9 protein-coding genes and 2 pseudogenes are annotated in these 13,216 nt (G+C 70.6%); 2 read left to right on the top strand and 9 right to left on the bottom strand.

The genetic code is table 11. From position 1 onward, the window contains the following. Nucleotides 1-512: 512 nt before the first annotated feature. On the bottom strand, nucleotides 513-1,970 hold the full coding sequence (gene ahcY / locus OG453_RS09055; RefSeq protein WP_266866277.1) for an adenosylhomocysteinase: 1,458 nt from the start codon (nucleotides 1,968-1,970) through the stop codon (nucleotides 513-515). 432 nt (nucleotides 1,971-2,402) lie between these two features. Between ahcY and OG453_RS09050 the strand changes: the two genes are divergently transcribed. After that, nucleotides 2,403-4,463 carry a fructose-specific PTS transporter subunit EIIC gene (locus OG453_RS09050; RefSeq protein ID WP_266866275.1) on the top strand — a complete coding sequence of 687 codons (2,061 nt, stop codon included), beginning with the start codon at nucleotides 2,403-2,405 and terminating at the stop codon, nucleotides 4,461-4,463. Between the two features lie 69 nt (nucleotides 4,464-4,532). Here OG453_RS09050 and OG453_RS09045 read toward each other — a convergent pair whose 3' ends face one another. From OG453_RS09045 to OG453_RS09015, 8 genes and pseudogenes are all read right to left on the bottom strand, one after another. After that, nucleotides 4,533-5,477 carry a cation diffusion facilitator family transporter gene (locus OG453_RS09045; protein ID WP_266866273.1) on the bottom strand — a complete coding sequence of 315 codons (945 nt, stop codon included), beginning with the start codon at nucleotides 5,475-5,477 and terminating at the stop codon, nucleotides 4,533-4,535. Nucleotides 5,478-5,590: 113 nt separating this feature from the next. After that, nucleotides 5,591-6,745, bottom strand: coding sequence for a mannose-6-phosphate isomerase, class I (gene manA, locus OG453_RS09040; protein ID WP_266866271.1), 1,155 nt, complete (start codon nucleotides 6,743-6,745; stop codon nucleotides 5,591-5,593). 105 nt (nucleotides 6,746-6,850) lie between these two features. Beyond that, nucleotides 6,851-8,047 carry an SIS domain-containing protein gene (locus OG453_RS09035; protein ID WP_266866269.1) on the bottom strand — a complete coding sequence of 399 codons (1,197 nt, stop codon included), beginning with the start codon at nucleotides 8,045-8,047 and terminating at the stop codon, nucleotides 6,851-6,853. Between the two features lie 57 nt (nucleotides 8,048-8,104). Next, complete coding sequence (locus OG453_RS09030) at nucleotides 8,105-8,281, bottom strand: Trm112 family protein (protein ID WP_266866267.1); 177 nt, start codon at nucleotides 8,279-8,281, stop codon at nucleotides 8,105-8,107. A gap of 491 nt (nucleotides 8,282-8,772) precedes the next feature. Next, nucleotides 8,773-10,137 (bottom strand): phosphomannomutase/phosphoglucomutase, encoded by a 1,365-nt coding sequence (locus OG453_RS09025; RefSeq protein WP_266866265.1) that lies wholly within the window; start codon nucleotides 10,135-10,137, stop codon nucleotides 8,773-8,775. A 162-nt stretch (nucleotides 10,138-10,299) separates the two neighbouring features. After that, a pseudogene (locus OG453_RS45115) lies at nucleotides 10,300-10,653 on the bottom strand (L-lactate permease); the annotation flags it as partial. Between the two features lie 339 nt (nucleotides 10,654-10,992). After that, a pseudogene (locus OG453_RS45110) lies at nucleotides 10,993-11,844 on the bottom strand (L-lactate permease); the annotation flags it as partial. A gap of 183 nt (nucleotides 11,845-12,027) precedes the next feature. After that, nucleotides 12,028-12,405 (bottom strand): DUF3499 domain-containing protein, encoded by a 378-nt coding sequence (locus OG453_RS09015; RefSeq protein WP_266866263.1) that lies wholly within the window; start codon nucleotides 12,403-12,405, stop codon nucleotides 12,028-12,030. Nucleotides 12,406-12,759: 354 nt separating this feature from the next. Between OG453_RS09015 and OG453_RS09010 the strand changes: the two genes are divergently transcribed. Further along, nucleotides 12,760-13,209, top strand: coding sequence for a metallopeptidase family protein (locus tag OG453_RS09010; RefSeq protein WP_266866261.1), 450 nt, complete (start codon nucleotides 12,760-12,762; stop codon nucleotides 13,207-13,209). Nucleotides 13,210-13,216: the final 7 nt, after the last annotated feature.

Here is a 13,216-nt window from a genome sequence, read left to right as displayed (position 1 = left end):
CACAGGCCTCTCCGGGGGTGGGCAGCCGGGTGCCAGGGCGGGCCGGCCGGTGGGCCCGGCGTCTCGCTGGCTCAGGCCCCGGGGCACGCAGGCCGAGTGACCAGTTGGACCGGCCCCCTCATGGGCACAGGCTTCCGGGGTGGGTAGCCGCGTGGGCAGGCGGGGCAGCCGGTGGGCCCCGGCGTCTTGCTGGTGCAAGCCCCGGGGCGCGCAGGCCGAGTGGTCAGGTGGACCGGCCTCGATCTTCACGGGTCCAGGGATACCGCAGGGCGGCGCGGGCCGTGTGGCCAGCAGGATCGGCCCGATCTTCACGGGTCCACGGATACCGCAGGGCTGCGCACGTACCGGCCTGCAGGTGAGCCGGCCGACCGGCGGCGTTCACAGGTCAGCGCCCCGCGAGATGGCGCGCCCCGAACATTCAAGTTGCTCCAACGGGCGCAGGCCCCCGCCCGGTTGGGCGAGGGCCTGCTGATGAGCGTGGTTGCCGGGGTCGGGCCCGGAGACCGGCTCGGTCAGTAGCGGTAGTGGTCGGGCTTGTACGGGCCCTCTACCTCTACGCCGATGTAGGCGGCCTGCTCCGGGCGCAGGGTCGTGAGCTTCACACCGAGCGCGTCCAGGTGGAGGCGGGCGACCTTCTCGTCGAGGTGCTTGGGGAGGACGTAGACGTCGGTCGGGTACTCCTCCTGCTTGGTGAACAGCTCGATCTGGGCCAGGGTCTGGTCCGCGAAGGAGTTGGACATCACGAAGGACGGGTGGCCCGTCGCGTTGCCCAGGTTCAGCAGGCGGCCCTCGGAGAGGACGATGAGGACCTTGCCGTCGGGGAACGTCCACGTGTGGACCTGCGGCTTGACCTCGTCCTTGACGATGCCGGGGATCTTGGCGAGGCCGGCCATGTCGATCTCGTTGTCGAAGTGGCCGATGTTGCCGACGATCGCCTGGTGCTTCATCTTGGCCATGTCCGAGGCCATGATGATGTCCTTGTTGCCGGTCGTCGTCACGAAGATGTCGACCTTGTCGACGACCTCGTCGAGCGTCGCGACCTGGTAGCCGTCCATCGCCGCCTGCAGGGCGCAGATCGGGTCGACCTCGGTGATGATCACCCGGGCGCCCTGGCCGCGCAGGGACTCCGCGCAGCCCTTGCCGACATCGCCGTAGCCGCAGACGAGGGCGGTCTTGCCGCCGATCAGGACGTCCGTGGCGCGGTTGATGCCGTCGATCAGGGAGTGGCGGCAGCCGTACTTGTTGTCGAACTTCGACTTCGTCACGGCGTCGTTCACGTTGATCGCCGGGAAGAGGAGGGTGCCGTCACGGTGCATCTCGTAGAGACGGTGGACGCCGGTCGTGGTCTCCTCCGTCACGCCGCGGATCTCCGAGGCGAGCTGGGTCCACTTCTGCGAGCCGTCGGTGATGGTGCGGTTGAGCAGCTGCAGGATGACGCGGTGCTCGTCCGACTCGGCGGTGTCCTCGGACGGGACCTTGCCGGCCTTCTCGTACTCGACGCCCTTGTGGACCAGGAGCGTGGCGTCGCCGCCGTCGTCCAGGATCATGTTCGGGCCGCCGGTGGGGGTGTTCGGCCAGGTGAGCGCCTGCTCCGTGCACCACCAGTACTCCTCCAGGGTCTCGCCCTTCCAGGCGAAGACCGGGATGCCCTGGGGGTTGTCCGGGGTGCCGTTCGGACCGACGGCGATGGCCGCGGCCGCGTGGTCCTGGGTGGAGAAGATGTTGCAGGAGACCCAGCGGACCTCGGCGCCGAGGGCGACCAGGGTCTCGATGAGGACGGCGGTCTGCACGGTCATGTGCAGCGAGCCCATGATGCGGGCGCCGGCCAGCGGCTGGGCGGCGGCGAATTCCTTGCGGATCGACATCAGGCCGGGCATCTCGTGCTCGGCGAGGGTGATCTCCTTGCGGCCGAACTCGGCGAGGGAGAGGTCGGCGACCTTGAAGTCCTGGCCGTTGATGAGAGTCGTCATGTGCGAGCTGCTCCTCGTGGGTAGATCGAGGGTGGGTGGACATGGCTGACCTGCGACAACGGCACAGAGGTGCACCGGTGCGCAGCAGCGCAGTCCGTCGGAGGCCCTCTCTCCCTCGGCCGGTCCGCGTGCGGACCGCCCGACCGCCATCAGCAGCGACGTCTGGCTCAGTCACAAAGCTACACCGATTGGCCGAGCCTGCCCCAGCCCGCCTCCGAACCCGCCGGTACGGATGGGGTGGTGGGAGAGCCGGTACGGATGGGGTGGTGGGAGAGCCGGTACGGATGGGGTGGTGGAAGAAAGGAACACAGACCCGGGCAAGCCGGGACCTTTGCTCTTTTGATCCTCCCCGCATGTGTTGCAGGATGCCTTGAGATCGGGAACATTTGCGCGATCTTGTTTGACGAAGGCGTTAGGCGTTAGGAGATCCACGTGAACCATCCGGCCGATCCCCCCATAGGCGGTGGCGGCAGCGAGCGGACGAAGCTCAAGCTGCTCGCGGTGACCGCCTGTCCGACCGGTATCGCTCACACGTACATGGCCGCGGAGAAGCTCTCGCAGGCCGCGGAGAGCCTCGGCATCGACATGAAGGTGGAGACGCAGGGCTCCATCGGGGCCGAGAATGTCTTGACTGACAACGATGTCAGGGAGGCGGACGGCATCATCATCGCGGCCGACAAGGACGTCGACCGCAGCCGGTTCGTGGGCAAGCGCGTGCTGTCCGTCGGCGTCTCCGAAGGCATCAGCAACCCCGAGCGGCTGATCGAGCAGGTGCAGAGCGCTCCGGTGCACGGGGCCGGTGGCGGCGGTGGCGCCGCCGATCCGATCACGGGCGGAGGCGGCGGCAAGGAGCGCAGCGTCGCGTACAAGGCGCTGATGAACGGCGTCTCGTACATGATTCCGTTCGTCGTGGTCGGTGGTCTGCTGATCGCCATCTCGCTCTCGCTCGGCGGTCACACCGACCCCAAGGGCGGACTCGTCATCCCGGACGACTCCTTCTGGATGCATGTGAACCAGATCGGTGTCATCGGCTTCACGCTGATGGTGCCGATCCTCTCCGGCTATATCGCGTACGCGATCGGGGACCGGCCCGCGCTTGTGCCGGGCATGATCGGCGGCTGGATCGCCAACACCGGTGAGCTGTACGACTCCAAGGCGGGCGCGGGCTTCATCGGGGCCATCGTGACCGGCTTCCTCGCCGGCTATCTGGTGCTGTGGATCAAGAAGGTCAAGGTCCCCAAGTTCGCACAGCCGATCATGCCGATCATCGTGATCCCCATCGTCGCGACCACGGCACTCGGTCTTTTCTTCATCTACGTCATCGGCAAGCCCATCTCGTGGGTCTTCGAGCATTTGACCGACTGGCTCAGCGGCATGACCGGGACCAGCGCGATCCTGCTCGGCGCGATCCTGGGGCTCATGATCGCGTTCGACATGGGCGGGCCGGTCAACAAGACGGCGTTCCTGTTCGGCGCGGGGCTCATCGCGACCGGCAACCAGACCGTCATGGGCATGTGTGCCGCGGCGATTCCGGTCATGCCGCTCGGGCAGGGCCTCGCGACGCTGATCCGCAAGCGCCTCTACAGCGAACAGGAACGGGAGACCGGCTTCGCCGCCTTGTTCATGGGCTTGTTCGGGATCTCGGAGGGTGCCATTCCGTTCGCTGCCGCGCGGCCCGCGCAGGTCATCCCGGCGAACATGCTCGGCGGTGCCGTCGCCGGTGCGATCGCGGGGCTCGCGGGCGTCGAGGACGCGGTGCCGCACGGCGGGCCGATCGTGGCGGTCCTGGGTGCCGTCGGCGGCGTACCGATGTTCTTCATCGCGGTCGCCATCGGCACCGTCGTCACCGCGCTGACCACGGTCGCGCTGGTCGACCTCAGCGAGCGCAAGCGGCGCGGGGTGCCGCTCGTGGATGTACCGGGCGGTCCCGAGCCCGAGCTCGTGCTCGCGGGGGCGGGAGCCGTCCCCACGGGTGGCTCCGGAGGTGGTCTGCAGAAGGCTCCCGCCGCACCAGCCCCCGCCCCTAAGGACGAGGACGAGGTCCTCTCCGGCTATCTCACCCAGCAGACCGTGAAGGTCCAACTGGAGTCGGAGGACAAGGAGTCCGCGATCCGCGAGATGGCGAACCTCCTTGCCGCCACGGGCAAGGTCGCCGACGTCGAGGAGCTCGTGCAGACGGCGCTGCGCCGCGAGGCCCAGGGCACCACGGGTCTCGGCGAGGAGATCGCCATCCCGCACGCCAAGACCGATGCGGTGACCTCGCCCGTCGTCGGGTTCGCCCGGTCGTCGGCAGGCATCGAGTGGGGCTCGCTCGACGGTACGAAGGCCAAGCTGATCTTCATCATCTCCGTGCCGGAGGCGGCCGCGGGCGACGAGCATCTGCGGATTCTCGCGCTGCTCTCGCGGAAGCTGATGGACACCGGCTTCCGGGCACGGCTGGAGGCGGCGGCGGACGATGCGGCGATCCTCGACGTGTTGCGTGAGGTTCGGTAAGTAGCGTCAGTACGTCGATGGGGCCCCGCACCTCGGAAGGTGCGGGGCCCCATCGGCGTACGTAAGCGGCTACTTCGCCGGGTTGGTGCCCTCGGCCGCTGCCGTCTCGCTGTAGATGTCCGGCTCCAGGTAGATCACGCGGGCGATCGGGACCGCCGCGCGGATGCGCTCCTCGGCGGCGTTGATCGCGTTGGCGATCTCCGTGGCCGTGTCGTCGTGCTCCACCGCGACCTTGGCGGCGACGAGGAGCTCCTCTGGGCCGAGGTGCAGCGTGCGCATGTGGATGACGCGGGTGACGGTGTCGCCGTCGACCAGGGCCTTCTCGATCTTCTCGACCTCTTCCGTGCCCGCGGACTCGCCCAGGAGCAGGGACTTGGTCTCCGCGGCGAGGATGATCGCGATCAAGATCAGCAGGATGCCGATGCAGAGCGTGCCGATGCCGTCCCAGACGCCGTCGCCCGTGGCGAGCGCGAGGCTCACGCCGACGAGGGCCAGGACCAGACCGACCAGGGCGCCGAGGTCCTCCAGGAGCACGACCGGCAGCTCGGGGGCCTTGGCGCGGCGGACGAACTGCGTCCACGTGAGGTTGCCGCGCGTGTGGTTCGACTCCTTGATGGCCGTACGGAAGGAGAAGCTCTCGGCGATGATCGCGAACACCAGGACACCGACCGGCCAGTACCAGGCCTCGATCTCGTGCGGGTGCTTGATCTTCTCGTAGCCCTCATAGATCGCGAACATGCCGCCGACCGAGAAGAGCACGATGGAGACGAGGAACGCGTAGATGTAGCGCTCGCGGCCGTAGCCGAAGGGGTGCTGCGGCGTCGCCTCGCGCTGCGCCTTCTTGCCGCCGAGGAGCAGCAGCCCCTGGTTGCCCGAGTCCGCGAGCGAGTGCACGCTCTCGGCGAGCATCGACGACGAGCCACTGAAGAGGAACGCGACGAACTTCGCCACCGCGATCGCGAGGTTCGCGGCGAGTGCCGCGACAATCGCCTTTGTTCCGCCTGACGCGCTCATGTGTGCCCGTTGTCCCTTCGCCTGCGTACGTTCATGACCCACCGCTCTTCGGACGCGGCTTTGCCCGTCCTTTGCGGTGGGTCATTGTTGCAGCACGGGCGACTCGTGGTGTGTCAGGCCACCACAGTGGCACGGAAGAGGGTGCCGACTCCGGACACTTCGGCCTTTTCGCCCGCGGGGACGAACACGGACTCACCGGGGCCGACTTGTCCGGCGTCGCCGACGCGGACCGAGCCCGCGACGCAGAGCAGGATCTGCGGTGTGCCGGCCGTGAGGTCGTGCCGCGCGCCGCCCTCGGGCAGGACGAAGCGGGAGAGGCGGAACTCGTCGATCGGGGTGTCGTAGACCTCTTCGCCGTCGGGCGAGGCCTCCGGGCGCAGGACACCGGGGTCGGTCGCCTCGAAGCGGACGATGCGCAGGAGTTCGGGCACGTCGACGTGCTTGGGGGTCAGGCCGCAGCGCAGCACGTTGTCCGAGTTGGCCATGATCTCGACGCCGAGGCCGTCGAGGTAGGCGTGCGGGACGCCGGCGCCGAGGAACAGGGCCTCGCCGGGCTGGAGTTGGACGTAATTGAGGAGCATCGCGGCGATGACGCCCGGGTCGCCGGGGTAGTGGTGCGCGATTCCGGCGTACGGGGCGTAGGCGCCGCCCAGGTGCTCGGCGGCGGCGGTGACCTCGGAGACGGTCGCGGCCATCTGCTCGGGGTCGGCGCTCAGAACGGCCGTCAGGACCTCGCGCAGGGCGGCCTCTTCGGGCTTGGCGTGCAGCAGGTCGACGTACGGCTTGAGGGAGTCGACGCCAAGACCGGCGAGCAGATCCGCGGCCTCGACGGGGTCGCGGAAGCCGCACAGGCCGTCGAACTCCGTGAGCGCGCAGATCAGTTCGGGCTTGTGGTTGGCGTCCTTGTAGTTGCGGTGCGGGGCGTCGACCGGGACGCCGCGGCGCTCCTCGTCCTCGTAACCCTCCTTCGCCTGCTCCAGGTCGGGGTGCACCTGGAGGGAGAGCGGGGCGCCCGCGGCGAGGATCTTGAGGAGGAAGGGCAGGCGGGGGCCGAACTTGGCGGCCGCCGCCCTGCCGAGCTCGCGCTCCGGGTCCTCGTCGATCACCTCGTTGAGCGGGCCGCGCGCGGTGCGCGAGGGCGCGCCCGGGTGGGCGCCCATCCACATCTCGGCCTGCGGCTCGCCGGTCGGCTCGACGCCGATGAGCTCCGCGATGGCGGTGGTGGAACCCCAGGCGTAGGGGCGGATGGTGTTGGTGAGGCGGTCCACGGAGGGGTTCTCCCTTACGTACGTACGTGCGTGCGCTCGTCTGCTCTTGTGCTCGTGCGCGATGCGGGTCTCAGGTCATGACCGGGCCGGTTGACCGGGCTGGGGTCATGATCGGTCCCTCGGGGCGAGCGCCAGGTAAACGGCGGCGAAATCCGTGACGGCGATCAGGTCGGCGAGGGCTTCCAGCTCCTCGCCGTCCTCCGGTTCGAGCTCGCTGATCGCGACGTCGTGGCTGTGCGCGAGTTCGCGGGCCGCGGGTGCGGCGGTGAGGCCGCCGGCGTCCACGGGGCTGGCGCGGAGCAGGACGACGCGGGCGCGCAGCGACTGGGGGTCCTCGACGCGGTCGCGGAAGAAGTCGTCGCCGTCGGCGCTCGGGGCGAGGTCGCCGGCGAGCAGGGCGCCGTGCGCGGGCAGCGCCTCGGGGAGCTGCGCGGCGAGCGCCGGATGTCCGGCGAGCTCGGCGAGCGTGGCGGCGAAGCGGCGGCCCGCGGGGCCCGCGAGCGCGCCCTCGGTCCAGATCAGCGGGAGGGCCTCGGCGAGCTCGGCGGCGAGGGTCTTGGCGGGATTGCTGTACGTCGCGATGGCTGGACCGCAGCGTTCCGCGACGCTGTCGAGGCGGTCGGCGATCTTCTCCAGGGTCTCGGGCGGGGCGGTGATCAGGCCCGTGCGGTCCAGGAGGATCAGGAGGGGCGTGAGCAGGGCCCACAGGGTGGCGGGGGCGGCGGCCGCGGCCTCGTCCTCCAGGCGGCGTGCCTCGTATGCCTCGGAGGCCCGCTCGCCGTCGTGCGGGGCCTCGAATTCTCCGTACGGGGATGTCGCCATCGGGACGGTGAGGCCGTGCGAGCCCTCGACGCCCTCGGCCAGCGGGGAGCGGGCGGGGGCCACGGCGACGACCGTGCAGCCGCGGCGGTAGGCCTGCTCGGCGAGGAGCGAGAGGCCCGGTTCCGTGCCGTCCGGCGTGGTGATGAGCAGCAGGTCCACGGAGCCCGCCCAGCCGGGCAGTGCCCAGCGCAGGGCGCCCGCGGCGGGGGCGACGCCCGTGGGGGCCAGGCGGATCACGGGGCAGCCGGCGCCCGCGAGCGTGCCGAGCAGGTCGGCGACGCAGGTGGCGGCGGTGCCGGGGCCCGCGATCAGGATGGAGCGGGGGCGGCCGTCGGGCTTGAGCTGCGTGAGTCCGGCCTCGGTCGCGTGCCGGACCGCGGTGCGGACGCGGGCGCCCGCCTCCGCGGCGCCGCGGAGCAGGCCGCGGCGGTCGGCCACGGCGAGCGCCTCTGGGGCGTCTAGCAGCGATTCGTCGAGCATGGGGGTCAGGCCTCCGATCGCCGGGTGCGGGTCCCTGCGGGTGCTGCGGGCGGGTTGTTACGCCGGGCGGCGGGCCTCGTCCACGAGGAGGACGGGGATGCCGTCGCGGACCGGGTACGCGAGGCCGCAGGCCTTGGCGTCCGCCGTGCAGACCAGCTCCGTGTCCGCCTCCTTGAGGGGGGCGTGGCAGGCCGGGCAGGCGAGGATCTCCAGGAGGCCGGCTTCGAGCGGCATGGGGTGGGTCCCTTCGGGGTGCGGTGGGGTGGGGGATGTGGCCTGGTCAGCGTACCGCTGGCCGGGGGCCTGGGCTTGTGCTGGCCGGGGCCTCGGCCTGCGTTCGGGTGGGGCTGCGCCCCGGGCCCCCGGTGGGCTTGCGGTCGTTCTTCGGGCGCGACCCGGTGGGCGTTTGTGCCCACCCTTCCCCAAGCTCTCGGCTCCGCTCGAGCAGGGGAGGCCCCACTCGCCGTGCGGAACGCCTGCCCACAAACGCGGCGGGCCCGGGGGGGGGAGCCGTGCGGTCCGGGGTGCCTGCCCACAAACGCGGCGGGACGGGTGGGAAGCGCTGGGCCTGGAACGCTGCCCGAAAGCGCGCGGACCGGGGTGGAGCGGTGCGGCCCGGAACGCCTGCCCACGAACGCGCGGACCGGGTGGAGCCGTGCCGTCCCAACGCCTGCCCACAAACGCGTGGGCAGGCGTTGGGACGGACGCCGGCCCCGTCGCCATGGTCAGGCCCTGATGATGGCCAGGGCCTCGTCCCGGGTCTTTGTCATCGTGGGCTCGTCCCTCGCCTCCACGTTCAGGCGGAGCAGCGGTTCCGTGTTGGAGGCTCGGACGTTGAACCACCAGTCGGTGGCCGTCACCGTGAGGCCGTCGAGTTCGTCGAGGGTGACGCCCTCGCGGCCTTCGTACGTCGACTTGATCGCCGCGAGGCGGGCCGACTGGTCGTCGACCGTGGAGTTGATCTCTCCGGAGCCCGCATAGCGGTCGTACTGGGCGACCAGGCCCGACAGCGGGCCGTCCTGGCCGCCGAGCGCGGCGAGGACGTGGAGCGCGGCGAGCATGCCCGTGTCCGCGTTCCAGAAGTCGCGGAAGTAGTAGTGCGCCGAGTGCTCGCCGCCGAAGATGGCGCCCGTCTTGGCCATCTCCTCCTTGATGAAGGAGTGCCCCACGCGCGTGCGGACCGGCGAGCCGCCGTTCTCCCGCACGACCTCGGGGACCGACCAGGAGGTGATGAGGTTGTGGATGACGGTGCCCTTGCCGCCGTTGCGCGCGAGCTCGCGCGCGGCGACCAGGGCCGTGATGGCCGAGGGGGACACCGGATCGCCGCTCTCGTCGACCACGAAGCAGCGGTCCGCGTCGCCGTCGAAGGCGATGCCGAGGTCGGCGCCCTCATCGCGCACCCGCTTCTGCAGGTCCACGATGTTCTTCGGGTCGAGGGGGTTGGCCTCGTGGTTGGGGAACGTGCCGTCCAGCTCGAAGTACATCGGGACGACATCGAGGGGCAGGCCTTCGAAGACCGTGGGGACCGTGTGCCCGCCCATGCCGTTGCCCGCGTCGACGACGACCTTGAGCGGGCGGATGGAGGTCAGGTCCACCAGGCCGCGCAGGTGCGCCGCGTAGTCCTTGAGGGTGTCCCGCCCGGTGAGCGTGCCGGGCGTGGCCGCGGGCTCCGGGGCGCCGGTCTCCGCCCAGCCCTCCACCAGGGCGCGGATGTCGGCGAGGCCGGTGTCCTGGCCGACGGGGGCGGCGCCCGCGCGGCACATCTTGATGCCGTTGTACTGCGCCGGGTTGTGCGAGGCCGTGAACATCGCGCCCGGCAGGTTCAGCGCCCCCGACGCGTAGTACAGCTGGTCCGTCGAGCAGAGGCCGATCTCCGTGACGTCCACGCCGAGCGCCGCGGCCCCGCGCGCGAAGGCCCGCGAGAGGCCCGGCGACGAGGGCCGCATGTCGTGCCCGGTCACGATCGCGTCCGCGCCCGTCACCTTCGCGAAGGCCGCCCCGAACAGCTCGGCCAGTGACTCGTCCCACTGGTCCGGGACGACCCCGCGCACGTCGTACGCCTTCACGATCTGGGACAGATCAGCAGTCACGGCCAACCCTCTCTGCAGGTTCTGCGAGTTCAGCGGTCTCGGAAGTACTCGTCGAGCACTGGTCGGTCACCAAGTACTCGTCGGTCACCCCAAACTACCCGCAACGGCTGACAACCAGCTGTGAGTGGCTCGAGCCGGTGTTCACGGCGGCATCCACCGGTGTCACGGCAGCATCCAGCCGAGCACCGCCGTGCTCTGCCCCACCACGATCAGACACATCACCAGCAACAGGCCGATGCTCCACGGCAGTACCTTGCGCAGCAGGTCGCCCTCCTTGCCCGCGAGCCCGACCGCCGCGCACGCGATCGTCAGGTTCTGCGGGGAGATCATCTTGCCGAGGACACCGCCCGAGCTGTTGGCGGCCGCGAGCAGCTCGGGCGAGAGCCCGGACTGCTGAGCCGCCGTCACCTGGAGCGCGCCGAAGAGCGCGTTGGCCGAGGTGTCGGAGCCGGAGACGGCCACGCCGAACCAGCCGAGCACCGGCGAGAGGAAGGCGAGCCCCGCGCCGGCCGCCGACCAACCTGACGAAGGCCCCTTCAGCTACCGCTCCGTGGTGGTACGTTGCCGATCCCAGCGTGTGAGTCACCTGAAGGCACAATTCCGGCGCCGCCCGGTGGACCCGGTTGCACGGGACGTTGACCACGCTAGGTGCGGGGTGCGGTCAATCACCTCTACTGCCTGCGTGCAGTTGGACGCAGCCGACACTCACCGAAGCCTTCGGTGAAGTCGAGCAGCAAGCCCGTTTGTGGACGGGCAGTTGACGAAGGGCCAGTCGAAGTGCCGATGGCCTGCGAGAGAGGCCCCGGGGCACCGGGGTCAAACCAGCGCAGGCCTCCCGGTACGCAGGCCCTCCCTACGTACGCCGGTGAGGACCGCGGCGCGTACGGGTTCCGCCGCGGCCTTGCGCGCGCTGGGCACCGCCACGAGGGCGCCCGCGCCGGCGAGCGCCGCCCCGATGTCGGCCAGTTGGGCGGAGACGTAGTTGGACGCGGCGAACTGCGCGGCGGCGAAGGCGACTCCGCACACCAGGGCGGGCACCCAGGTCTCGCGCAGCCCGCGCCGCCCGTCCACCAGGCCGACCAGGAGCAGCGGCACCACCAGGGCGAGCAGCGGTGTCTGGCGGCCGACGACGGTGGCGACGGTGTCCAGCGGGATCCCGGTGACCTGGGCGAGCGTCACCACGGGGGTGCCCATGGCGCCGAAGGCCACGGGCGCGGTGTTGGCCACGAGGGCGACGACGGCGGCCTTCACGGGGTCGAAGCCGAGCGCCACCAGCATCACCGCGCAGATCGCGACGGGCGCCCCGAAGCCGGCGAGTGCCTCCAGGAGTGCCCCGAAGCAGAAGGCGATGACGAGGGCCTGGATGCGGGGGTCGTCGGAGAGCCGTCCGAAGGAGCGGCGCAGGATGTCGAAGTGCCGGGTGCGCACCGTCATCCGGTACACCCACAGGGCGTTGACGACGATCCACAGGATGGGGAAGAGGCCGAAGAGGGCCCCTTGCGCGGCGCTGGAGGCGGTCTGGCCGAGCGGCATGCCGTACGCGAGCCAGGCGACCAGGGCGGCGACGCCGAGTCCGATGAGGCCCGCGTGGTGAGCCTTCATACGGACGGCGCCGAGCAGGACGAGAACGGTGAGGAGGGGCAGGGTCGCGATGAGGGCGGACAGGCCGAGCGAGTCGGCCACGGGCTGCAACTGCTGCACGTACACGGACGGCTCCCCGGTTTCCGTGATGCGGAAGGTGATCTCTCACGAGTGGGGGAATGGTCGTGTCGACTGCATGGGCACGTCAATGGGTCATGCACGAGAAATTGTTCAGCAGTAAACGACAGGGGCCTACGAAGACAGCGATCTACGGAGAGGGCTACCGAGGCGGTCTACGGAGAAGGGCGCTCAGGAATCCGGCGAGCGCAGCACCCGGAGGTGGCCGCGGCGTGCGACCTCCATCGGGTCCGCCGTGCGCGGGCCCGAGCCGCCGGCCTCCGCCACGCGCTCCTGCGGCCGCGCGGCCTCGCGCACCGCGTTGGCGAGCGCTTCGAGATCGTCACCGCTGGGGCGGGCCGGACCCGAGGCGTCGGCGAGCCGGACGACCTCCCAGCCACGGGGCGCGGTGAGGCGCTCGGAGTGCTCGGCGCACAGGTCGTAGCAGTGGGGTTCGGCGTAGGTGGCGAGGGGGCCGAGGACCGCGGTCGAGTCGGCGTAGACGTACGTCAGCGTCGCGACGGCAGGACGGCCGCAAGCGGTGCGCGAACAGCGACGTACAGGGCTCACGATGTTGGACGGTACCGCACTCTTGAGCGGGCCGCGACGACTCTCCCCGAGGTCACCCCACCGTGTCGCGCTGTGATCCCCGACACGACGCGTCAGCACGGCGCCTCGCTGACCTGCGGTGACGCCTGGGGCCACAGGGGCGCGTGGTGTTGAATCCGGTCACCACTTGGTTCATTTCCCGTCATTCATCGCGAGATCGACGGTCCGGGAGAGATGCGGAATCGGGCTCAAGACTGGCCGGAACGGTCATCGGGCGACATGGGGTGCGCCGTTCGGAAGCGGCACGGACGCCGGGCGGAAGCCGGGCGCAAGCTGTGCGGAATCGGCGATCTCGAGGACTACGCTTCGTCAGTGATGGACGACCCCGTACAGCCCCGTTCCGCAGAGCCGAGGCCCCGCCGCCGCGACCGCCACGGCAGGGGCATGCGCGGCCCCGTCGCGCCGCCCCAGGTGCCGCTCTCGGCCAGCCGCGCCGAAGTCTTCACCGACCTCGTGCAGGACTCCGTGGAGCGGCTCGAGCGGCGGTGGCCGCAGCTGAGCGACATCGACTTCCTGGTGCTCGAGGTGCCGCCCCTGGGCGGCGAGGACGGCGACTGGAGCGACGAGGCCGTACCCCTGGGTGGCACGATCGAGGCCGCCGAGGGGCGGCCCGCCCGGGTCGTCATCTACCGGCGGCCCGTCGAGATCCGCACCAAGGGGCGGGAGGAGCGGGCCGCGCTCGTCCACGAAGTGGTGGTCGAGCAGGTCGCCGAACTGCTCGGGCTCTCACCCGAGTCGGTGGACCCGCGGTACGGGGAAGACTGAACGTCTC

This window comes from Streptomyces sp. NBC_01381 (assembly GCF_026340305.1).
In the GTDB taxonomy this organism is placed as follows: domain Bacteria; phylum Actinomycetota; class Actinomycetes; order Streptomycetales; family Streptomycetaceae; genus Streptomyces.
The sequence above is the reverse complement of the archived record's forward strand: the minus strand, read 5'-3'. Positions and strand labels throughout refer to the sequence as shown.